Source organism: Halorubrum laminariae (assembly GCF_024494655.1).
GTDB lineage: Archaea > Halobacteriota > Halobacteria > Halobacteriales > Haloferacaceae > Halorubrum > Halorubrum laminariae.
In genome coordinates this window covers 1-22,473 of the sequence record NZ_JANHDL010000012.1, presented here as the reverse complement: position 1 = coordinate 22,473, position 22,473 = coordinate 1, and the positions used below count along the sequence as shown (strand labels likewise).

The window sequence follows — 22,473 nt, the reverse complement described above, 5'->3', positions numbered from 1 at the left end:
CCAGAGCGGTGCTTGCAGCATGCACGCTGGAGCGTTCGAACCGGTCCGTGGGGTCGAGGATCTGTACGTCCACGACACCGGGATGTTCGACACGGAAGAGTACGGCGCGGTGTACGTGTACGACACGGAGAGACCGATCGTCGTCGATACCGGAACCGGCGGGAATCGAGAGACGCTGTTCAAGACCATCGAGGAGATAGGGATCGGGCGGGAGGACCTCGAGTGGATACTCGCGACCCACGCGCACCTCGATCATGCAGGGGGAGCGGGCCATCTCGCCGAGCGCTATCCAAACGCCGAGGTCGTCATTCCCGAGAAGGGCGTCAGGCACCTCGTCGATCCGGAGGCGCTCGTCGAGGGGACGAAAGCCGCGGTCGAAGACCAGTGGAAGTATTACGACGATCCCGCCCCGGTCCCGGAAGATCGGATCTCGGGGCTCGCCGACGGAGACCGAATCGACCTCGGTGATCGGGAGCTGGTCGTTCACGAGGCACCCGGCCACGCACCCCACCACGCGGTGTACCACAACCCGGACGCGGGAGTCGTCTTCGCGGCCGACGCCGGCGGGATCTACGTCCCGGAAGTCGATGAAATCGTCGCGACGAGCCCGCCGCCGCAGTTCGATCTTAATCAGTGTCTCGACGATATCCAGACGATCGACGACCTCGATCCCGAGTACATCTGTTTCGGTCACTTCGGCCCCCGTGAGTACGAACCGGTGCTGGCCGGCGAAGCCAAGCGCGCGTTCGTGGAGTGGGTCGAGGCCGTCCGGGCGAAACGCGAGGAGTTAGGCGACGACGATACCGTCGTCGACCACTTCGAGGCTGCGAGTCGGGATATTGACTACTGGAACCCGGAACGCGCGCGGGCAAACGCGAGCCTGAACACACGCGGTGTCCTCGCGTACCTCGATTATGTTGAGGGAGAGGAGTGATCGAAACGGAGCGAGACGGTGATACCGGGAGGGGATCGACGCCGATAGAGACGACGGCGACCGACGCTGCAGGCCGACGGCGACGGAAACGTCCTAAACCCTCGGTCACCTACACGCCGAGATAGATGGGTATCTTCGATACGATCCGGGCCGTGCTCGGGACGAGCGCGGAGGCGGACGCGACGCGAGAGGCCGATCCCGATGATCTCTTCGGGATGTCGACCGCGTACATGACGATGGAGGCCGACCTCGGCTACGACCACTGCGGCGAGGCGGCGCTGTGTTTCTCCGGCGTCGACAGTACCCGCTTCGACGACGCCGTCGAGACGGTCGAGGCGATCCTCGAAGCCGGCGAGATCGACACCGGGACCGGGTTCCACCGCTACGAGGACAGTCACGGCTACGAGTGGTTCGTGCTCGAAGACGATGATCCGGAGGATCTCGTGACGAGCGTTCACTTCGCCGCCGACCAGTTCATCGAAGAGGGGTTCGGGTCGCGGCTGCTCGCCGCAGTCTTCGGTTTCGAGAGGGACGACGGGCGGGCCTACTGGGTCTACTCTTTCCGGCGCGGGGCGTACTACCCGTTTGCTCCCGCCGGAGCGAACGACCGGAACCAACGCGTCGAGTTCAAGCTCCAATCCGTGCTCGACGGCGAACTCGGGCTCGAAGACGACGAGTCGTACTGGTATCCGCTGTGGCCCGACGAGCCGAGATCACATCCGTGGGAGTAAGCAGATGAGCGGTGTCAGCGGAGCCGGAAACGCCGGCCGTAATGTGCCGACCAAGCGGCTTGTTCGAGCCGTCGCGGTGCAGGCCGCGGTCATCACCGCGGCGATTCACGTCCTCTGGGCGTGGCCGCGCCTCCCCGATGCAGGAGACGTTCGGCCGTACGCGTTCCTGCTCGGTGGTGCGTTCACCGTCATCGTTGCGGTCGCGACGCTCCGGGCGGACGAGTACCGTCGGTTGTATGCCCTCGGAGCCGGAACGCTCTCGGCGTTCGTCGTCGGCTACGTCGGCTGGCACGGGGCCGCGACGGCGTCGTCGATCGCGACCGATCCGCTGGCGATCGTCGCGGTGAGCGCCGAGGTGATCGGCCTCGTCGCGTTCGTCGCGCTGTACCGACTCGCGCCGCCGACCAGCGTCGTGGTCAGCGAGCGGCGGACAGGGGGCGAAGGCGAGTGAGTAAGACGTACCTCACCGTCGAGACGACCGCGACGGCCACGTACGAGGTCCGGGGATCGGAGTTCCTCGGGCACGTCGCTCCGGTCGACACCGTAGAGGCCGCCGAGTCGTTCATCGAACGGGTCAGAGCCGAGTACGACGATGCGACACACAACGTTCCGGCGTACCGGGTCCCGGCCGAGGAGGTGACGGAACGGCGGCTCGGCGGAGAGGTGCTGCTTCGGGAGTACGCCGACGACGACGGGGAGCCGAGCGGTTCGGCCGGAAAGCCGGCGCTCAACGTGCTCCAACAGCAGGATATCCGGAACGTCGTCGCGGTGGTGACGCGGTACCACGGCGGGCCGAACCTCGGGGTCGGCGGGCTCGCACGCGCGTACTCACGTGCGGTGAAAGACGGCGTCGACGCGGCGGGCGTCGTCGAGGATCGGCCGCATCGACGCCTGCGTGTCGGCACCGAGTACGACGACTCCGGAACCGTCCGCGGCGTGATCGAGTCGGCGGGCGTCGAGTTCGACGCCGACTACGACGAGCGCGTTCGGTTCGATCTTCGCGTGCCGATCGATGACGTGGAGGAGCTGGTCGAGCGACTCAACGACGCGACGAGCGGTCGCGTCGATATCGACCGATAATGGCGGTATCGACGGTAGCGTCAACGATGTCGTCAGGGTGGGCGAACAGGCGACGCTGGGGAGTTCTCTGCGGTGGTGCGTCGCGCTCCCGTCTAGTGCACCGCAGGCGACCGTCAGATCACGCGAGACGGTGGCCACGGTATTCGACTTGAATTATCGGATGGACGGAGACAGGATAGAACAGCTGGCAGTCAGAAGGTTAGGTGAACTTCCGGACCGTCATATCGAGGGTGTCGAGATCGAGGATGGGCGCATATCCAGCGTCAGGGTCGATGTTGACAGACTTCTGGAAATCGGTCTGTGCCTGCCAGCAGCCGGAGTTGACCGCGAGAACGTTGTGGTACTTTCCCCAGCCGAGCTTGTGGACGTGGCCGGTGTGGAACACGTCCGGGACGTTGTCGATGACGAGGTAGTCTCGCTCTTCGGGTGCGACGCGGGTGTGTCCGCCGAACTGCGGAGCGACGTGTCGTTTCTTAAGTAATTGATACATCGCCTTGTGCGGCTCGTCATAGCTCGCCTTCGCTTCCGGCAACTCCGCGATCACCTCGTCGAGCGATACGCCGTGGTACATCAACACGTCGACACCCTCGACGGTAACGGTGGCGGGATTCGAGACGATCTGTGCGTCGTGAACGTCCATGATCGAGCGGATCTCGTCGTTGAATCCGGGCTGGGGCTCCGCGAGGCGGACCGCGTCGTGGTTGCCCGGAATCATCACGATCTCCGTGTCGGCCGGGACTTCCTTGAGGTACTCTGCGAACGCCTCGTACTGGTCGTAGATGTCGACGATCTCCAGCTCCTCGTCCTGGTCCGGGTAGACGCCGACTCCCTCGACCATGTCGCCGGCGAGGAGGAGATACTCGACGGGCTCCGCCTCGGGGGTGTGAAGCCAGTCGGTGAACCGGCTCCACGCATCGGCCATGAACTCGTCGCTGCCGACGTGAACGTCGGAGATGAGCGCGGCCTGTACGTGACGGTCGGCCGCGCCGGTCTGGTGGGTCCGGGGAACGTCGGGGAAGTGGAGCGAGTCGGCAAACAGGATACCGGCGTCGTCGGCGAGCGTTCCCTCGACCGCGAGACACTCGTCCATCAGAATCTCGTCGACGACATCGGCGAGGCCCTTGTCTTTCATAATCAGCGCCGGGAAGGTACCCGTCGTGTCCTCCAGTTCGACGAGCCAGTGGCCGGATTTCGTCGACCGAACGTCGTTGACTAAGCCGATCATCGCGGCGTCGCTCCCGCCGGGCATGTCGGCGATGGCGTCGGCCGGTCGGTGGTTGACGCGCCCGCGGAGCAGCTTCGAGAGCCGCTCGTAGCGGTCTCTGAAGGTTCGAACGAAGTCTGCATACTCGCCGGTCCCGGTGCTGCGTCCAGTCATGTCGTTTCCAACCGAGATCTCGCGCTGGGCGAGCTCGCGAGCGGACTCGGAGGATGACGGGGGCTTGTCAGGGGGTGCTGGAGGTTCGTTGGGAGATACTGAAGACTCGGATGTCGACGCGGACAGTGAAGAGTCGGATGATACCGCCTCAGGCGGCTGCTCCGATCCCGAATGTGAGGACCGAGCAGGCTCTCCGTCCCGATCCGTGTGAGTGGTCGACCCCTCCATTTCGACTGGAGATTGATCGGCCGACACGTCGTTTCTCGCGGATTCGGAGTCGTTCTGCGCAGACGACTGATTGCCCACGTCGGTCGGATCGGGGGAGCGATCACGGGCGATTGTTCGGACGTGATCCGCGGTGATTCGGAGGGCGTTATCAGGAGCCACGTCGACGGCAGCGTCGATGGCAGCGGCTGGATCCGATTCGTTTGCTAGCAGGGTGACTGCCTCGCGTTCGGCGTTGTATCCCCGAGCAGCCAACTCCTTGACGATACGGGCGTTCGACTCCAGCGGCACGAGAATCGAAAGGGGAGTACGGCTCAAAACGGTTCCGGGAACGATCGAGTCGGACCCGGAAGCTTATGACCGAAACCCCGTAACCAAACAGTAATGGACGAAGGGGATCGGACGCGATCGGACGAGGGGCGCTCCGACGGAACCGATCTGGCGGGCGACGACAACGACGCGGGCGATAATGCGAGTAACGCGAGAGACGTGGAAAGCGATACCGGAAGCGACACCGGCAGTGATGGTGGAAGCGACACCGGCAGTGATGGTGGAAGCGACACGGGGAGGGGTGATATGAGTGACATGTCCGGGGACGGTGCGAGCGGTAGCGACGGTGAGTCCAGCGCAGTCGGACAACGCTCTCTCGGAGACGACGAAGGCCGTCCGGAGGATAGCGATCCGACCGAGATGTCCGGTCGAACCCCCGGGGAGGAGAGAGCCGGATCCGACGCGGACCGCGGGCTGTGGTACCGGTTTCGACACGACAGAGATGGTGCGCTGATGTGGATTCGAGAGATACTTTCGAGCGTCGCCATTGTGCTCGTGATCGGATTACTCTTGTTTGGGATCAGCGGCGTGTGGCCGCCGATGGTCGCCGTCGAGTCCGGGAGCATGGAACCGAACATGGAAGTCGGTGATCTCGTGTTCGTCACGGAACCGGGGCGACTCGCACCCGACGGGGCAGATAACGGTATCGGGGTCGTGACCTACGATGTCGGAGAGCGCATCGACTACCGGACGTTCGGATCGTACGGCTCCGTCGTGATCTACCAGCCGCCGGGACGGACGGCGTCGCCGATCATTCACCGGGCGATGTTTCACGTGGAGGCGGATGAAAACTGGTACGATCGGGCTGACAGCGAGTACCACAGCGCCGAGAGCTGTGCCGACCTCCGACACTGTCCCGCCCCTCACGACGGATACATCACGCTCGGGGACAACAACGGCGTCTACGACCAAGCGAGAGGACTCTCGGAGCCGGTCAAACAGGAGTGGGTGACCGGCGTTGCTCGGGTCCGTATTCCGTACCTCGGGTACGTTCGGTTGGTCGCAACGGGCAAGGCGGAACCGACAGACGCGATCGACGCGGTCGCCGGGGCAAGCGCGTGAAGCGTGTATTGAGTGCGTGAGGCGTGTGTTCCGGGAGTGTGCCCGAGAAGCGTGTACTGTGAGTGGGAGAAACGGCGTGTCTGAAAGCGATCGGATAAGTGTGTCGTGACCGTGGCAGTCAGTTGTCGAAACGGGCCTGAACGAACGGTTGGGCGTTCTCGATGTCGCCAAGCCGGGAGTCAGAAAGGAGGACAGCCTCCGTTTCTTCTACTGGAACTGAGAGACCCATCTCCTTGGTCCGGCCGTAACGTCCCTTCGAGACGACGACGGCGTTGACGATTCCCAACATGTCGAGTTCGCTGATGAGGTCGGTGACGCGGCGTTGAGTGAGTACGTCGGCGTCGATCTCTTCGCACAGCCGCTTGTAGATGTTGAACACCTCGCCGGTGTTGATGTTGTGGACCCCATTCTTTTCGAGAAGGATAACCGCGAACAAGACGATCTTACTCTGCGTGGGGAGAGTCCGGACGACCTCGACGACGCGGTCAAGTTCGATCTTGTCCTGCGCCTTCCGGACGTGGGTTTCGGCGACGATCTCCGCCTGTGAGCGCTCGGCGAGTTCGCCGGCCGTACGAAGGAGATCGAGCGCGCGGCGGGCGTCGCCGTGTTCTTGGGCGGCGAAGGCCGCACACAGGGGGATCACGTCGTCAGTGAGCGCGTCCTGTTTGAATGAGATGTCAGCGCGGTGCTGGAGGATGTCCCGAAGCTGATTCGCGTCGTACGGCGGGAAGACTATCTCTTCTTCGCCGAGGCTCGATTTGACTCTGGGATCGAGGAAATCGGTGAACTTCAGGTCGTTCGAAATGCCCATGATAGAGATCCGCGATCGATCGAGCTCGGAGTTCATTCGCGAGAGGTTATACAGGGTATCGTCGCCGCTCTTCTCGACGAGCTTGTCGATCTCATCGAGCATGATCACGACGACGCGCTCGTGGTAGTCGACAGCCTCGAAGAACGTGGAGTAGACGCGGTCGGTGGGCCAGCCGGTCATCGGGACCTCTTCCATCTCCTCGGCGTCGGCCTCGAACTCCGCGATTTGGGCTTCGAGGTCGTCAACGGTCGAAAACTTCGTGTCCGAGAGCGTTGTGGGATCATCGTCCGCCGCGGAACGAAGGTCTCGCAGGCGGTCGAGTCGGTCGGCGATAACCTGCTGGTTCTTTTCGATGAAGGTGTTCGCGAGCTGTGCGAGCACGCGATACTGGGTGTCGGTTACCTCGCAGTTGATGTACTCGACTTCACATGGTACGTCGTACTTCTGTGATGTCGATTCGAGTTCCTGCGAGACGAACTTCGCGGAGGCGGTCTTTCCGGTTCCCGTCTTGCCGTAGATGAGGATGTTGGACGGGGTCTCGCCGCGAAGGGCGGAGACGAGAATCGTCGCCATTCGGTTTATCTGGTCGTTTCGGTGGGGGAGTTCGTGTGGGGTGTACGACGGACGCAAGACCTCTTTGTTCTCGAAGATGGGTTCACCCGAAAGAAGATCGTCGAACAGCCCTTGATTATCCGATTCGTCGTCGAGGACGACGCCGTCGAAGTCAACATCTGGAGACGATCGGTCCCTACCGCTGCTACCGAGATCGACATTTGCTTCGGTGGCATCGGGAGAGGTGCCAGTTGAATCGCTTGAAGTAGCCGGGGTGGGTGTGGAATCGCTCGGAGTGGAATCGCGATCCGGTTCAAAATCCGGATTCGACGATGACGACGAGACTGTCGACGAGGAGGATGACGAACTCGACGATAACGACGGAGATGACGATTCGTCAGGGTCAAGTTCGGTATCGCCGTCAGGGTCGGAACCGGTGTCGGGATCGGCATCGACATCGGTGTCTGTGTTAACTCCAGACGAACCCTCGCTAGCCTGGTTGTCCTCTCCCGATTCACCCGCCTGCGATGTGTGTTCGCCTTCGTCCATGTGAACCCCTCTGTTTCAGGTGGAAGATCCGCACGCGCGGATACAGTACACCGTGTACTGCCCTGAATCCGTGACATTCAACGGTTGCAATCGTTCAATGCGTCGAGTTGATGCAGTCGAACCAGACGAATAGATGGCACAAAAGTGTTGCTCTCCAGACCCGAAACGCTGGGATCAAGTCGTCACGATCGACGGGTAGTTCGATCCGGAATGCAGTACTCACAGCGTGAACCTATCCCGGGGTCAAGCTTCGAGGCTTCCTGAAGCGACGTTCGCCGTTCCCCTACCAGTTCAACTGCCCTGTCTTGTGGCCGTTCTGTCGCCGGTCGTTCTGTGTTCCCGGTGTTCCTGTGTATTTTCGAGACAGTCCGTTGAGAAGGGTGTGCCGAGACTTCTGAGAACACCAGATCCGGTTTTTCCAGTCGGTGAGTCTGCGATGTTGGTCGTAGGGAGTAGGCCGATTTCCGTAGTCGTGTGAGTAGTAGTCGCGGATGGCGTGGTTCCGTATCTGCTGATGGAAGACGTAACCGCTAGCAGTATAGTATATTGTGACAGAATAACAGTATTGTGACAGAATAACAGACAGAATAACAGTATTATTCGCACCCCCCACACCCCTTCATTTCGTGTGGAACAGGAATTAGAGGGGAGGGGGTCCAAAACTCGAATATTATAACAGAAATATTTATATGATATATTGTACAACAGTACCCTCAGTGCTCTATATAATTATATTGTAAGAGAATTCTTAATAATTCAAGGACGATGTGTTACCAAGATTAACCAACCGCCTCATACCCCACCCACCTGTCCGTGTTTCCAGTCGAAATGAAGGGGGTGGGGGTGGAGAGATAATACGATCTGCAGACGACAGAATCTGTTGACTGCGAACACAATCCGCGAATCGTGGAACGTCCCACAAATCGCAGAACGGCCTACCGTCTCACTGCCAAGACGATGTCCGTCCTGTCGTCCCTCGACTCGGTTCGGTGTGTCTGACGCAGTTGTTAAGTGAGAGGGGCGTGGATTCTACGACAATTCCCCGAACCGTCGGCAGATACATTGTGTCGAGTGATACCACGCGGCACGGAGTGTTCGGGAGAGAACACAGAATTTGGAGGTCAGGATGGGACTGCTAACGAATCTCAAAGACAGTATATCACGGGTCACGGACGGGCTGTTCGCGGCCGAGGAACCCAAACGAATCGGGATCTACGGACCGCCGAACGCCGGAAAAACGACCTTAGCAAACCGGATCGCGCGTGATTGGACCGGAGACGCCGTCGGGCCGGAGAGCCACATTCCACACGAAACTCGACGCGCTCGTCGCAAAGAAAACGTCGAGATCGAACGGAACGGGAGGAAAGTCACGATCGACATTGTCGACACGCCCGGCGTGACGACGAAAGTCGATTACAAGGAGTTCCTCGACCACGACATGGACAAAGACGACGCCGTCCGTCGCTCTCGCGAGGCTACGGAGGGTGTCGCGGAGGCGATGCACTGGCTGCGTGAAGATGTCGACGGCGTCATCTACGTGCTCGACTCCACGACCGATCCGTTCACCCAAGTGAACACGATGCTCATTGGGATCATCGAGTCACAGGACTTGCCCGCGCTCATCCTCGCCAACAAGACGGATCTCCCCGACTCGGATGTCAAACAGATCGCGAATGCCTTCCCGCAACACGAGACGATTCCGCTGTCGGCGCTCGAAGGCGAGAACATGGACGAAGTGTACACGAAGATCGCGGAGTACTTCGGCTGATGCCTGGACCTACCCCCAACGTCGACGGCGGTGATGCTCCCGCTGACGGCCCCCCGTCCGACGGGGAGTCCGATAGCGGCGTCCGTATCGACATGATAAGCGGGGCTCGAATGCAGGGGCTGACCGGCATGGAGAAGATCCGGCTCATCCTCGACGGCGTCCGCGACGGCAACATAGTCATCTTAGAGGAGGGCCTCTCTCCGGACGAGGAATCGAAGCTGATCGAGGTGACGATGACCGAGATCAGTCCCGACGACTTCACCGGGATCGAGATCGAAACCTACCCCAAAGCTGAGGCAAACGACCAGAGCTTCCTCGATAAGCTGATGGGACGCGAGTCGGCACAGAAACTCACCGTCATCGGTCCGGCCAACCGCATCGAGACACTACATAAAGACGAGAACCTCATCAGTACCCTCGTCTCTCGCAAATAACGAACGCACACGACGAAATTCACTCGGCTAGACGCCGCCGCCAACACAGATCCCAGCGACCCCACAATCCACCAAATAAATGCCACACCAATGCACCACCTGCGGCCGGACGTTCCCCGATGGCTCCAAAGAGATGCTTTCCGGCTGCCCGGACTGCGGTGGAAACAAGTTCCAGTTCAAACCGGAGAGCACGTCGAATCCGGAGGACACCACCTCTGATCGAAACCAACCGACTGGACCCAATCAGTCGACCGCTGGGACGACTCAGCCGACCGCTTCCGACACGTCGTCCGCCTCTGACACGTCGTCCGCTTCCGATACGTCGTCTACAGCGCCTCCGTCTGCGTCAGCCTCGAACTCCACGCCTTCACCACCTGACGATGCGTCTACGGACGACTCTGAGCAGATCCGCGAACGCACCGAAGAGGACACCGCTCAGGCGAGCGCTCGCTCTGATGTCGTCTCCCCCGATGAACTCGACCGAGCGAGCCGCGATACCTCTGACTCTCCGGATTCCGAGGCCGCGAATTCGAACGACTCCGGCCTACCCGAGGAATCGAGGCCGGATATCGACAACCTCCGGGCGGAACTCAACGAGCAGTTCGAGAGCATTCGGATCGTGAGTCCGGGACAGTACGAGCTCAATCTGATGGAGCTGTACGACCGACAGGAGTACATCATCTCGCTCCAAGAGGACGGGCGGTACGTCATCGAGATGCCCGACGCGTGGGGTATCGACAACGAGTAGTTCATCTTGCTGTTCCGGTACCTCTTATCGCTGTAACTGATATTCGTTCGACTTGATCTCTCAAAAAAGATCGTATGTATTATTTCTCTCCAATCATCTCGTCTATATTTTGCGTATTTGTCATTTTTCCTTCCAATGTCGAAGAAGACACAGTTATGCGGCTCCCCCTGATATTGGTGCGCATGTTTACCGATCACGTTGCGGACGGCGGCTTCCGGTCGAGTTCCCCGTCGGTTCGACGATGCTTCACCCCCCGTGCGTTTCTCGTGGAATCAAGGACAGTTCACGACGTTCACGAGCAGAACGAGTCCCATCACGAGCAGAACGAGTTCCGCGGGGTGTCCGCATGCGCGTAGTCGCCAAGTTCGGAGGGACAAGCCTCGGGAGCGGTGACCGGATCGAGCGCGCCGCTGATTCGGTCGCGAACGCGGTTGAGACCGGTCACGAGATCGCTGTCGTCGCGAGCGCCATGGGGTCAACGACCGACGACCTCCTCGACGACATCACCTTCGAGACGGACGACGCCGACCGAGCGGAGATCGTTTCGATGGGCGAGCGGACGAGCGTCCGGATGCTGAAGGCGGCGCTCTCAGTCCGCGGCATCGACGCGGTGTTCTTGGAGCCCGGCCATCCGGACTGGCCCGTCATCACGAACGAGGTCGGCGAGGTCGACATCGAGGAGACCAAAAAGCGCGCGAAGGAGATCGCTTCGCGGATGGACGGTGTCGTCCCGATCATCACCGGGTTCCTCGCCGAGGACCACGACGGCAACGTCACCACGCTCGGTCGCGGCGGCTCCGACACGACCGCCGTCATGCTCGGCAACTACATGGACGCGGACGAAGTCGTGATCGTCACCGATGTCGAGGGCGTGATGACCGGCGACCCGCGCGTCGTTGAGGGGGCGCGAAACGTCGGCCAGATCACGGTCGACGAACTTCGGAATCTCTCGTTCCGTGGCGCGGAGGTGGTCGCACCGTCGGCGCTCTCGTACAAGGACGAGGACCTGGACGTTCGGGTCGTCCACTACCAACACGGTGACCTGCTCCGTGGCGGCACACGCATCGAGGGCCAGTTCGAGAGCCTGATCGACATGCGCGAGGAGCCGCTCGCGTGTCTCACGATCGCCGGGCGAGCGATCCGAAACCGATCCGGAATCCTCTCACAGCTCGCGAGCGCGCTCCGCGAAGAGGATATCAACATCGACGCGGTCGCCTCCGGCATGGACTCGGTCACATTCTACGTCGACGTCGACATGGCCGAGACCGCCGAGGCGCTGCTCCACGAGGCGGTCGTCACCGACGAGACCCTCTCGTCCGTAACCGTCGCCGATCCGATAGCGGTCATCCGCGTGACCGGCGGAGAACTACCTAACCGCCCCGGCGTCATTCAGGACATCATCGCACCGATCGCGGAGGCCAACATCAACATCATCGACCTCATCACGAGCGCCACGTCCGTCGCCGTGTTCGTTGACTGGGACGACCGGGAAGACGCGCTCGAAATCGTCCAGCAGCGATTCGACTGACACGATTACTTCACGTCGAGTTCGTCCGCCTCGATCCGGTATCGGACGGTCTCTCGACCGCCGAACCGCGGCCCTGACCCCACGGCTTCGAAGCCCATCTCGGATACCATCGAACGGTCGTCGTCGACCCGGACGACGACCTCGAGATCCATTCCCTCCCGGTTCGCGAATCGGCGAGGCGCATCGAGCAACCGGGAGACTACGGCATCGTCCCCGGCGAAGTCACTCACGTGGACCGTGTCCGCGCGCGCGTCGAACGCGATGAATCCGATCACTTCCTCTTCGTCGGAATTTCGGTCGAACTCGTTCGACTCGGAATCCTCGTTCGATTCGGAATCCTCGTTCGACTGCCCCTCTTCCCCGTCCGTAACCGCTACCCGAACCGATCGGTCGTGGATGGTGTCGATCACGACGCTCCGCGGTCGATCGGTCGCCGCGGCGATGGCGTCGCTGTCGGACTCCAGTGCGTCGCGAATCCGCATACCGTGATCACTCCGAGCGTCAGTATAAAACCGATCCTGCGTCCGAGCGGTCGAGTTGCTGTCTGGCCGCATGGTGGATTGCTGCATGGTCGCCTGACCGCACAACCGTACGTCAAACTGTACGTCACTCTCATCGCCCGGATGTCCCATCCCACACTCCCGACTCGCGCCGAGTGAGTGGATTTAAGCGATGGGATATCCGACGAGAGGCATGAACAAAGCAACTCAGATCGTGCTCGGTACGATCGGCGTCTCGGCCGTCGTGTCGGTTCTCATCATCCTCTCGTACGTCTTCGGCTGATGTTCTCCTCCCGCCCGCTCGACGACGATCTCGACGCGGTCCGGGACCAGCACGCACCCGGCTCGCCGGTCCTTGACGTCGACGCCGATTTCGAGACGCTCCCGCCAGCCGCGGCAGAGGATATTGGTCTGTTCGTCGACGGCCTTGATCCCGCCTCGTTTCCGTCGGAGTGGCTTCCGGCCGAGGTCCCGGAGCTGCTCCGGACGTATGCGGGACCCACCTTCACCGTCGGGCTTCCCGGCGGTGGAACTGTCGTCCGAACTACTCAGACGGATCCGCAGGCGGTGCTGGTCAAAGCCCGAGCAGCGGAGACGCCGGACGATTTCCTCGCGTTCCTGATCGCCGACCGGCTGGTCCAGATCGGGGTCGAGCCCGCGCCGGGGGCGCTCCCGGACGCGACACCGCCCACTCACACGGAGGGGTCCACACACCTCTCGGAGAGTTTCCTCCCGTTCTTCGGCGAGCGGTACCGCGATCTCGACGCCGCGATTCGCCGCCCCGACCCGGAGACGGGAGAATCGACGACCGGACAGAGCCCGGCTGACGTCTTTCAGATCGCGACCGCGCTGTTCGACGCGTGGGTCGGACTGCACACGCGAGAGGTGTTCGCCTCGTGGGCGGACACGGCGACCGACGCGCCGGATCCAACGAACTCTCACCCGGTTCCCCGCCCTCGACTGTTCGACGCGTGGGTCGACGCCGGCGACCGCCTCGAGGGGCGTCTCGGGAACCTCCCCGCCGAGGTCGCTCGCGGCGAAACGGACTTCGCGAGCGCGACCGAGTACGCGTGCTCGGCGGTCCGACACGGGCTGGATCTGCCCGCGCCGTTCGCCGCGCTCGATACCGCAGCCTACAGGGATCGCGGCGCGTCGTATGCGGTAATGTGGGCGGAGAAGACGTTCAATTCGATGATCGGCGAGACCGACGACTGACCGTTGACTGATTTTCTGATCCGGTCTCTCGGTCTGTCCTCCCGATCGATCCCGGCAGCGCTCTCGAACGCGCGCTCAGATATCGACGGAAACGCCCCCGTCTCCGTCCAGTTCGATGATCCCCTCAAACAGATCTCGGAACCGATCGAGCGTCGCGACCTCGTGGACCTCCTCTGAGAGATGGAATATCCCGACCGCGTCGTGTTCGTCGAGGAGGTCGAGGATGTCGCTCGCGGCCTCGTACACCGCCTCGTCGTCGGCGTAGTACGCCATCTCCGTGACCGAGTCGACGGAGACGCGCCGCTTCCCCTCGTTTTCGGTCAGGAATCGCTCGACCCGATCGACGACTCCGTCGAGGTCGTCGGGCGCTGAGACGTAGTACACGTCTTCTGAGGACCGACGGGAGTATCCTCGCTCGACGGAGAGCGTGTCGAGAATGGTCGCTTTCGTCTCGTCGACGTCGTAGTACTCCAGTTTCTGTTCGACTTCGCGGGCGGTCGTCCGCGTGGAGACGACGAGGAACGCGTCCGTGTCCGTCTTCAGGAAGTCCGTGTCGATCCGGTCCGTCTCGCCGATACTCGGGTGGATGAGCAGGAGTCCCGTGCCACCGGGAATCGTTTCCGGCCCGTTCTCGATGGCGAGCGAGTAGTCCATACCCACTGAAGTCGACGGATCGACTTAACCGTGCGGGACGCGACGGACGGCGGTGCGAGCCGTCGGGTGCGGTCCGTCCCGCCGACTGCCCGCACACACTCGGTCGGTTTTTTCAGCGTTCCCCACGAGGGTACACTCGATGCCCGGCCACGCGACCGCTCGCGACGTCTACCGGCAGGCGCTTCCCGTGGTCCTCGTCAGCCTCGTCGCCGGGCTGTTCGCGGGGACGATACTCGGAACCGAGACGATGCGGTCGTTCATCGCGGACGTGCCCGGACTCCTCTTGCTGTTGCCCGCCTTTCTCGCGACCCGCGGCGGCGTGTACGGCTCGCTCGGGGCGCGCCTCTCGACCGGCCTCCACCAGGGACTCATCGAGCCTCGGTTTCAGCTCGACAGGCGACTCACGAACGCGATCGTCGCCTCCTTTATCAACGGGATGACCGTCTCCGTGTTCATCGCGGTCGTCACGTACCTCTGGCTCGGCCTCCTCGGTTCCGACGGGAGCCTCCTCGAACTCGTCGGGATCATGGTCGTCGCTGGGCTCCTCTCGGCGGTGCTCATGATATCGGTCCTCATCACCGTCATCTTCGTCGGATACCGCCGCGGACTTGACCCCGACAACGTGATCGGCCCCGTCGTGACAACCCTCGGTGACGTCTTCGGCGTCTTGTTCCTGCTCGTCGGCGTCGCCCTCGTGGGGGCCGTGATATGAGTGCGAGCGAAGACGCCTCGCCGAACGCCGTCGATGACGTCTCACGCGCTCCCGGCGGCGACGCCTCGCCCAGTGACGTCTCGCCGAGCGCGGACCGCTCGATCCCCGACGAGTGGTCGATCCGACGGATCGTCCGCACGATGATCCCGCTCTTGGCGATCCTCTCCGTGCTTCAGCTCGTCTCCGGGACCGTCCTCCAGACGTACGAGGCTACGCTGGTACGCTACCCCGCTCTCCTCGTGCTTGTTCCGGTGCAGATCGGCACGGCGGGGAACCTCGCGTCGATCACCTGCTCGCGCCTCACTACCCAGCTACACCTCGGAACCTACGAGCTGAGCGTCACCAACCCGGAGCTGCGTGCGAACGCCGGCGCGGTCTTCGCGCTCGCGGCGACCGTCTTCGGGGTCGTCGGCGTCGCTGCGTGGGCGATCGGCCTCGCGCTCGGCGGTGCACTCGGTCTCGGGCAGGTTCTCCTCGTCTCGCTGTCGTCGGGAATGCTCCTCGCGGGGCTCGTCGTGATCACGAGCGTCGCGGCAGTGGAGGTGTCCTATCGCGTCGGGCTCAATCCCGACGATACGACCATTCCCGTCGTCACCAACGTCTGTGACATCGCTGGCGTGTTGATCCTCTTCGGTATCGTCACGCTGGTAGTCTGACCCGTTCGGATCGTCCGTGACCCGGCCGACGGCGTGTCCCGTCAGAACACGCTGTCGGCGGTTGCGGCCCCGACGACGCTGAAGATGGCTCCGACCGAGACGGCCTTCGCCATCGTCGCCCACACCGCGCCGTCGCCGATCCCCGCTTCGACGAGGAAGGTCTCCGGCGCGTCGAAAAGCATCGCGAGCAGGAGCACGGAGCCGAACGCGACGGACATCAACGAGACGAACCGAGTCGGGATCCCGATGAGGTCCGGCTCGTCGTCGACGTCGCGGCCGGTGTCGGCACGGTACAGCGCGGCGTATCCGATCAACCCGACGAGGCCGGCCGTCGCGGCCCCTTGGATCCAGTTCATCCCGGCCGCGAGCACCCATACTTCCTCGGTGACCACGAACGGGCCCGCAAGGAGAAAGCCGCCGACCGCCTGCTGGGCCATGTCGGCCACCCGGAACTGCGGTCGCCGGAGCGCTCGCGGTCGCTTCATACCCTACGAAGGAACGGCCATGGTTAAAATGCCGACGCTCCAACGGGCAGTCCGCGAGACGGCCCCCGTTCTCGCCGTTGCGGCTTCCCGATCCGATCACCCGTTTCCACCCTCGTCCGCCTCCGAACCGGTTTTCAGTTGTCCGCGCGTGCGTGCACGCATGAGTGTCCGAGAGGAGTTCGACGACTGGGCGGCGTCGGGACGCGACCGCGGCATGGAAGATAGACACTGGCACACCGCGAAACACGTCCTCGCGCGGATGCCGGTCGAGTCCGGTGACGCCGTGTTGGATCTCGGCACCGGCTCCGGCTACGCGCTCCGCGCGCTTCGCGAGCGCGGGGTAGGTCGCGGATACGGCCTCGACGGCGCGCCCGAGATGACGCGAAACGCCCGCGGGTACACCGACGACGACGCGATTGGGTTCCTCGTCGGCGATTTCGACGACCTCCCCTTCGCCGACGACTCGCTGGATCACGTCTTCTCGATGGAGGCGTTTTACTACGCCAGCGATCCGGTCCATACGCTCGAAGAGATCCGGCGCGTGCTCAAACCCGGCGGAACGTTCTACTGCGCGGTGAACTTCTTCGAGGAGAGCGAGACCACGCACGCGTGGCAGGAGAACATCTCCGTCGAGATGACGCTCTGGTCGCGCGCGGCGTACCGCGAGGCATTCAGAGAGGCCGGGCTGTACGTCGCCGAACAGGACGCCGTCCCGGATCGCGAAATCGATATCCCGCCCGAGTCAGCGTTTCCGACCGACGACTGGGACTCCCGCGAGGAGATGATCGATCGATATCGAACGTGGGGGACGCTTTTGACCGTCGGCGTCGCACCCTGAGATCTCGGATCGTCTTCTACACAACCGAGGCCGTTAAGAGGGAACCACCGGAACGTGCGTGTGAAATGCCCAGTGGTGAGTACGACCCCGACGCCGTCGAGCCGCGTTGGCAGCGGCGATGGGTCGACGAGGAGACGTACGCGTACCCCGACGACCCGGTCGATCCGAACACCGTCTTCTCCATCGACACCCCGCCGCCGACGGTGTCGGGGAGCCTCCACATGGGTCACCTCTACGGATTCACGCTCCAGGACTTCGTCGCGCGCTTCGAGCGCATGAACGGGGGTGCCACGTTCTTCCCGTTCGGCTACGACGACAACGGGATCGCGTCCGAACGCCTGACTGAGGACGAACTCGACATCAGACACCAGGACTTCGAGCGACGCGAGTTCCAAGCGAAGTGCCGGGAGGTCTGTGCCGACTACGAGGAGCAGTTCACGAATAATGTCCAGTCGCTTGGCGTCTCCGTCGACTGGGACCACACGTACCAGACGATCGAGCCACGCGTCCAGCGCGTCTCCCAGCTGTCGTTCGTCGACCTGTACGAGCAGGGACGCGAGTACCGCGAGAAAGCCCCCGCGATCTGGTGTCCCGAGTGCGAGACAGCAATCTCGCAGGTCGAGACCGAAGACGACGAGCAGGACAGCCACTTCCACGATATCACGTTCCCCGTCGCGCGGGACGACGAGGCCGGTGACACCGCCACCGAGGCTGAAACCTTCACAATCTCGACGACCCGTCCGGAACTCCTCCCCGCGTGTGTCGCCGTGTTCGTCCACCCGGACGACGACGAGAACCAGTACCTCGTCGGAGAGTTCGCCGAAATCCCGCTGTTCGGCCACGAAGTTCCCATCATCGCCGACGAGCGCGTCGACATGGAGACCGGCTCCGGCATCGTGATGTGCTGTACGTTTGGCGACCAGAACGACATCGAGTGGTACCAAGTCCACGACCTCGACCTCCGGGTCGCCATCGACGAGTCCGGACACATGACCGATGTCGCCGAGGAGTACGAGGGCCTCCACTCCGACGAGGCTCGCGAGGCCATCGTCGACGACCTCGACGACGCGGGCGCGCTCGAGGAGCGCCGCCCCATCACTCATACCGTCAACGTCCACGAGCGCTGCGGGACGGGAGTCGAGTTCCTCGTCACGGAGCAGTGGTACGTCGAGATGCTCGACAAGACGGACGAGTACCTCGACATCGGCCGGGAGATGGAGTGGTCTCCCGAGAAGATGTTCACCCGATACGAACACTGGGTCGACGGGCTCCAGTGGGACTGGCTCATCTCGCGACAGCGCTCGTCGGGCATTCCGTTCCCGGTGTGGTACTGCGAGGGCTGTGGCGAAGAGATCATCGCCGAGAAGGCCGACCTGCCCGTCGATCCCCTCTCTGACGATCCGCCCGTGGACGCCTGCCCGACCTGTGGCCACGAGGCGTTCGAACCGGAAGACGACGTGCTCGACACATGGGCCACATCCAGTCTCACCCCGCTCATCAACGCCGGCTGGGACTGGGACGACGAGGCTGGGGAGTTCACGATGGAACACCCGGAGCTGTACCGGTTCGACCTCCGACCGCAGGGCCACGACATCATCAGCTTCTGGCTGTTCCACACCCTCGTCAAGTGCTACGAACACACGGGCGAGGTTCCGTTCCGCGAGACGATGATCAACGGGCACGTCCTCGACGAGAACCGCGAGAAGATGTCCAAGTCCGTCGGCAACGTCGTCGAGCCCGAGACGGTGCTCGAAGAGTTCCCCGTCGACGCCACGCGCTACTGGGCCGCCGGCACCGCCGTCGGCGACGACTTCCCGTTCAAAGAGAAGGACCTCCGCGCGGGCGAGAAGCTGATCCGAAAGCTGTGGAACGCGTCCAAGCTCGTCGAGTCGCTGGCTCCGGAGCCGTTCCCGGACGAACCGGCCGACGTGAACCTCCACGAACTCGATCGGTGGCTCCTCGCTGAACTCGACGCGGAGATCGATCGGCTTACCGACCTGCTCGAAAACCGCGAGTTCTCGAAGGCGCGGGACGGCCTCCGGAGCTTCTTCTGGAACACGTTCTGTGACGATTACCTCGAGATCGCCAAGCAACGTGACGACGCCGCCGCAGCGTACACGCTCCGAACCGCTCACCGCCGCTTCTTGAAGCTGTTCGCGCCCCTGCTGGCGCACGTCACCGAGGAACTGTGGCACGACATGTACGTCGGGGCGGTCGACGCGTCCGACGCCGTCGACGCCGCCGCCAGCGACTCGATCCACCTCACCGACTGGCCCGAGCCGCTCGGGATCGACGCCGACCGGACCGCCGGCACGGCAGCGACCGCCGTCGTCGGTGCCATCCGGAAGTACAAAAGCGAAAACCAACTCGCGCTGAACGCCGAACTCGACTCGGTCGAGGTGTACGCGGACGTCCGCGGCTTCGAGGCCGATATCACGGGCGTCATGCACGTCGCCGACCTCACGGTCCACCCCGAAGCCGACGCACCCGTCGAAACGGTGATCACGGGAATCGACCTCGATTACGCCACTGTCGGCCCGAAGTACGGCGATCAAGTCGGCGACATCGAGGCTGCGCTGGCGCGGGATGACTATGAGATCGACGGCGACGAACTCCACGTCGCGGGCCTCACTCTCCTCGCAGACGAGTTCTCTGTCGAGAAATCCCGGCAGTACCGAGGCGACGGAGAGCTGCTCGAAGCCGATGATGTCGTCGTCATCGTCAACGACGAGGCGTAACAGGCTCGCGTTCGTTCCGAGTTCGCGCTCTCTTCTGTACTACAGGTCCGCCCCGATCGCCTGCTCGACCGTCTCGAATCCGTCTCGTTTGAGCCGTTCGAGTACGCCTTCGTTGATGTCACGCGCAATCGTCGGCCCTTCGTACACGAGCCCGGTGTACAACTGTACGATCGACGCGCCCGCGCGTATCTTCTCGTAGGCGCTCTCGGCGTCCGTGACTCCCCCCACGCCGATCACCGGTACATCAGTCCGTTCGGCGACGAACCGTACGCGTTCGGTGGCACGGTCCCTGATAGGCTTCCCCGACAAGCCGCCTCGCTCTGCTCCGTGTGGACTCCGCAGCGAATCGGGGCGCGACGTGGTCGTGTTCGTCGCGATGACGCCGTCCAGATCACACTCGTCGACGACGGTGAGTGCCTCCTCGACGGCCGGGTCCGGGAGATCCGGAGAGAGCTTCACGAGAAGCGGGTCGGCCCCGGAGTCGGCGAGGGATCCAAGTATCTCCTCCAACGCCTCGCGGTTCTGGAGGTCGCGGAGACCGGGCGTGTTCGGACTGGAGACGTTGACGACGAAGTAGTCGCCCGCGTCAGCCACGCGCTCGTAGGTGTACCGGTAATCGTCGGCGGCGTCAGAGAGTGGAGTCGACTTCGACTTCCCGATGTTCACCCCGACCGGTACGTCCGGCAGTGGGTCCCGGTCGAGTCGCTTCCCGACGATGTCTGCTCCCTCGTTGTTGAACCCCATGCGGTTTATCAGCGCCTCATCCTCGGCAAGCCGGAACAGCCGTGGTCGCGGGTTTCCTGGCTGCTGGTCGGCTGTAATCCCGCCGATTTCGACGTGCCCGAAGCCGAGCGACGCGAGCGCCCGGGGTATCTCCGCGTTCTTGTCGAATCCAGCGGCGACCCCCACCGGATTCGAAAATTCGAGTCCGAACGCGCTCACGCCTAAGCGAGAGCTTTCGACCGTATATCGGGACCGGAGCGCCGTCGTGACCGGTGTCCCCTGTGTGAATTCCAAGAGCCTGTGTGTCAACCCGTGTGCGGTCTCCGGCGGAAGCCTGAACAGCGCCGGCTTCAACAGATCGTACGCGTCCATCGTCTCCCACTCAGTACGAGCGGGTATCAATCCGCCGACCGACGCGCACTGCAGCGTCGACCCCGGTCCTTGCGTCCAGCGCGCACACCGACATAACACTTCGTCCTCGGTGAGAAGTCCCTGTACCGCGAGATCCGGTCGCTACTCAGAAGTCGTGTTCGAGATCTTCGGGGCTCGAATCCGCTTGCTGAATGATTATTTTCCCGTCCCGGACTCGGACGAACACTTCGTCACCGATCTCCATTCCGGCGACAGCGAGCTCGTCTTCGTGGAGGTTCACGTGGACGTTGTGGTACTTCCCGTCGTCGTCCTTCGCGCCACTCGGGCTGAGCTTCTTTTTGCGGACCATCGCGGTTGTACTGGTCGCACTTCGCCATACCAGCTACATAAGTGTTGTTTACGGAAGTACAAGGAGAAAGCCTCGCGTTGCAGCGCGAGGAGGGTGTCAAATACTGTCGTTCTGCTCAATCTTCGGCTACACATCGAGATAATCGCTAGCCCAAGCCGAGTTATTATTTAAATCTTTTGCACATCAGCTTTCACTTCCCCGATATATTTATTATGGATTGTGTGCTGGGTTCCCATGGAGGATAAACCATGGTACGTGAAGACGGTAAGCGAAACTTTGCCCTTCGAGACGAAGACGGATCAGAATCGAGCGAATTCTCCGGAAACATGCCTCGGCAGGCCGCGCTCAAAGCGGCGCGAACCCTCGACCCTGCCCCGTCAGAAGACGAGGCCGAACGGATCACGCTTCGACTCCGCGAAAAGGGGACGAAAAAGGTCCACGAGTATGAGGGGTGGGCGTGGAAGGACAGTGCTCCAGAAGTCGACGACGCAGACGACGACTTCTGGCTCAATGACCTCAACGACATCACCAAGGCCAACGTCTCGAAACAGGGGATCGAGTACATCGACGAAGCGTAGTTCTCTCGCACGATTTTTCACCGAACCACACGAAAGTATCCGAGATTTAGTGGCAACACCGGCAGTTCAGACGCCGCTTTCTGACTCATCCGCGTGCCGTTCTCCGTGGATTCCCTCGGCATGAAACCGCATGACGTGGCGTCGATAGTTCGACGGGGTTAAATATACCCCGGCCATCGTGACTAATGCGAAGAACGCATCCGCGAACTCGGGCCGTTCAACTCGGCCCGGTTTCGCTGGACCTGAAACGCTTCGACGGGTTTATATCCCCTCGAAGGGTACAACCAGGTCCGCGAAGATGAGGATTTCGCCCCCTGCGCTCCGGCGTAAGCGGAAATCTGATGTGAGCCATGGTCGTTCGGTGTCATCCAGGTCGCTGGATGGGACTGGACACCATACTAGACCATGCAATGGTGTGTTGACATCGCGTCAACACCCGCCAACACCCCCTCAGTGCCGGGAACCAGGCACTGAGGTATACATTCCGGTTGATCCTGCCGGAGGCCATTGCTATTGGGATTCG

At 62.4% G+C, this 22,473-nt stretch carries 23 protein-coding genes; 16 read left to right on the top strand and 7 right to left on the bottom strand.

Annotated elements, in window-relative coordinates:
- The first annotated feature begins 19 nt into the window (after positions 1 to 19).
- From NO887_RS15225 to NO887_RS15210, 4 genes are all read left to right on the top strand, one after another.
- The gene (locus NO887_RS15225) at positions 20 to 934 is read left to right on the top strand and encodes an MBL fold metallo-hydrolase (RefSeq protein WP_256419065.1); all 915 of its coding nucleotides are present in this window, start codon (positions 20 to 22) and stop codon (positions 932 to 934) included.
- 125 nt (positions 935 to 1,059) lie between these two features.
- Positions 1,060 to 1,665, top strand: a complete 606-nt coding sequence (pspAB, locus tag NO887_RS15220; protein ID WP_256419064.1) for a PspA-associated protein PspAB — start codon at positions 1,060 to 1,062, stop codon at positions 1,663 to 1,665.
- 4 nt (positions 1,666 to 1,669) lie between these two features.
- Complete coding sequence (locus NO887_RS15215) at positions 1,670 to 2,116, top strand: hypothetical protein (protein WP_256419063.1); 447 nt, start codon at positions 1,670 to 1,672, stop codon at positions 2,114 to 2,116.
- Entirely contained in the window at positions 2,113 to 2,745 is a 633-nt protein-coding gene (locus tag NO887_RS15210) for an IMPACT family protein (protein WP_256419062.1), read from the top strand. The genes NO887_RS15215 and NO887_RS15210 overlap by 4 nt, the downstream gene beginning before the upstream one ends.
- Before the next feature lie 199 nt (positions 2,746 to 2,944).
- Here the strand turns inward: NO887_RS15210 and NO887_RS15205 are convergent, their stop codons facing one another.
- On the bottom strand, positions 2,945 to 4,639 hold the full coding sequence (locus NO887_RS15205) for a DNA-directed DNA polymerase II small subunit (RefSeq protein ID WP_256419061.1): 1,695 nt from the start codon (positions 4,637 to 4,639) through the stop codon (positions 2,945 to 2,947).
- Positions 4,640 to 4,732: 93 nt separating this feature from the next.
- Here NO887_RS15205 and NO887_RS15200 point away from each other — a divergent pair, with 93 nt between their 5' ends.
- A complete protein-coding gene (locus tag NO887_RS15200; RefSeq protein WP_256419060.1) occupies positions 4,733 to 5,740 on the top strand; it encodes a S24/S26 family peptidase in 1,008 nt (335 codons plus the stop codon).
- A gap of 118 nt (positions 5,741 to 5,858) precedes the next feature.
- On the opposite strand, the gene NO887_RS15195 is transcribed toward NO887_RS15200, so the two are convergent.
- On the bottom strand, positions 5,859 to 7,652 hold the full coding sequence (locus NO887_RS15195; RefSeq protein WP_256419059.1) for a Cdc6/Cdc18 family protein: 1,794 nt from the start codon (positions 7,650 to 7,652) through the stop codon (positions 5,859 to 5,861).
- A 1,126-nt stretch (positions 7,653 to 8,778) separates the two neighbouring features.
- On the opposite strand from NO887_RS15195, the gene NO887_RS15190 reads away from it, so the two are divergent.
- From NO887_RS15190 to NO887_RS15175, 4 genes are all read left to right on the top strand, one after another.
- Entirely contained in the window at positions 8,779 to 9,420 is a 642-nt protein-coding gene (locus tag NO887_RS15190) for an Era-like GTP-binding protein (RefSeq protein ID WP_049984005.1), read from the top strand.
- The gene (locus NO887_RS15185) at positions 9,420 to 9,854 is read left to right on the top strand and encodes a DUF2073 domain-containing protein (RefSeq protein WP_256419058.1); all 435 of its coding nucleotides are present in this window, start codon (positions 9,420 to 9,422) and stop codon (positions 9,852 to 9,854) included. Before NO887_RS15190 ends, NO887_RS15185 begins: the two co-directional genes overlap by 1 nt.
- Before the next feature lie 79 nt (positions 9,855 to 9,933).
- Positions 9,934 to 10,602: a Zn-ribbon domain-containing protein gene (locus NO887_RS15180; protein WP_256419057.1), complete on the top strand. Its 669-nt coding sequence runs from the start codon at positions 9,934 to 9,936 to the stop codon at positions 10,600 to 10,602.
- Positions 10,603 to 10,948: 346 nt separating this feature from the next.
- Positions 10,949 to 12,130: an aspartate kinase gene (locus NO887_RS15175; protein WP_256419056.1), complete on the top strand. Its 1,182-nt coding sequence runs from the start codon at positions 10,949 to 10,951 to the stop codon at positions 12,128 to 12,130.
- 5 nt (positions 12,131 to 12,135) lie between these two features.
- Here NO887_RS15175 and NO887_RS15170 read toward each other — a convergent pair whose 3' ends face one another.
- Positions 12,136 to 12,612, bottom strand: coding sequence for a hypothetical protein (locus tag NO887_RS15170; protein ID WP_256419055.1), 477 nt, complete (start codon positions 12,610 to 12,612; stop codon positions 12,136 to 12,138).
- Positions 12,613 to 12,823: 211 nt separating this feature from the next.
- On the opposite strand from NO887_RS15170, the gene NO887_RS18700 reads away from it, so the two are divergent.
- Entirely contained in the window at positions 12,824 to 12,913 is a 90-nt protein-coding gene (locus NO887_RS18700; protein ID WP_425601549.1) for a hypothetical protein, read from the top strand.
- Positions 12,913 to 13,845, top strand: a complete 933-nt coding sequence (locus tag NO887_RS15165) for a DUF7089 family protein (protein WP_256419054.1) — start codon at positions 12,913 to 12,915, stop codon at positions 13,843 to 13,845. The genes NO887_RS18700 and NO887_RS15165 overlap by 1 nt, the downstream gene beginning before the upstream one ends.
- A gap of 75 nt (positions 13,846 to 13,920) precedes the next feature.
- Here NO887_RS15165 and NO887_RS15160 read toward each other — a convergent pair whose 3' ends face one another.
- Complete coding sequence (locus tag NO887_RS15160; protein WP_256419053.1) at positions 13,921 to 14,499, bottom strand: DUF7090 family protein; 579 nt, start codon at positions 14,497 to 14,499, stop codon at positions 13,921 to 13,923.
- Positions 14,500 to 14,638: 139 nt separating this feature from the next.
- Between NO887_RS15160 and NO887_RS15155 the strand changes: the two genes are divergently transcribed.
- A complete protein-coding gene (locus NO887_RS15155) occupies positions 14,639 to 15,211 on the top strand; it encodes a magnesium transporter (protein WP_256419052.1) in 573 nt (190 codons plus the stop codon).
- A gap of 140 nt (positions 15,212 to 15,351) precedes the next feature.
- A complete protein-coding gene (locus NO887_RS15150; protein WP_256419135.1) occupies positions 15,352 to 15,867 on the top strand; it encodes a magnesium transporter in 516 nt (171 codons plus the stop codon).
- Between the two features lie 41 nt (positions 15,868 to 15,908).
- Here NO887_RS15150 and NO887_RS15145 read toward each other — a convergent pair whose 3' ends face one another.
- On the bottom strand, positions 15,909 to 16,352 hold the full coding sequence (locus NO887_RS15145) for a DUF2391 domain-containing protein (RefSeq protein WP_256419051.1): 444 nt from the start codon (positions 16,350 to 16,352) through the stop codon (positions 15,909 to 15,911).
- Positions 16,353 to 16,512: 160 nt separating this feature from the next.
- Here NO887_RS15145 and NO887_RS15140 point away from each other — a divergent pair, with 160 nt between their 5' ends.
- Positions 16,513 to 17,190, top strand: a complete 678-nt coding sequence (locus NO887_RS15140) for a class I SAM-dependent methyltransferase (RefSeq protein ID WP_256419050.1) — start codon at positions 16,513 to 16,515, stop codon at positions 17,188 to 17,190.
- 65 nt (positions 17,191 to 17,255) lie between these two features.
- Positions 17,256 to 19,928, top strand: a complete 2,673-nt coding sequence (locus NO887_RS15135; RefSeq protein ID WP_256419049.1) for a valine--tRNA ligase — start codon at positions 17,256 to 17,258, stop codon at positions 19,926 to 19,928.
- 39 nt (positions 19,929 to 19,967) lie between these two features.
- Here NO887_RS15135 and NO887_RS15130 read toward each other — a convergent pair whose 3' ends face one another.
- The gene (locus NO887_RS15130; RefSeq protein ID WP_256419048.1) at positions 19,968 to 21,023 is read right to left on the bottom strand and encodes a quinone-dependent dihydroorotate dehydrogenase; all 1,056 of its coding nucleotides are present in this window, start codon (positions 21,021 to 21,023) and stop codon (positions 19,968 to 19,970) included.
- A gap of 145 nt (positions 21,024 to 21,168) precedes the next feature.
- Positions 21,169 to 21,372, bottom strand: coding sequence for a hypothetical protein (locus tag NO887_RS15125; RefSeq protein WP_256419047.1), 204 nt, complete (start codon positions 21,370 to 21,372; stop codon positions 21,169 to 21,171).
- A gap of 248 nt (positions 21,373 to 21,620) precedes the next feature.
- Here NO887_RS15125 and NO887_RS15120 point away from each other — a divergent pair, with 248 nt between their 5' ends.
- Positions 21,621 to 21,950 carry a non-histone chromosomal MC1 family protein gene (locus tag NO887_RS15120; RefSeq protein ID WP_256419046.1) on the top strand — a complete coding sequence of 110 codons (330 nt, stop codon included), beginning with the start codon at positions 21,621 to 21,623 and terminating at the stop codon, positions 21,948 to 21,950.
- Positions 21,951 to 22,473 lie beyond the last annotated feature (523 nt).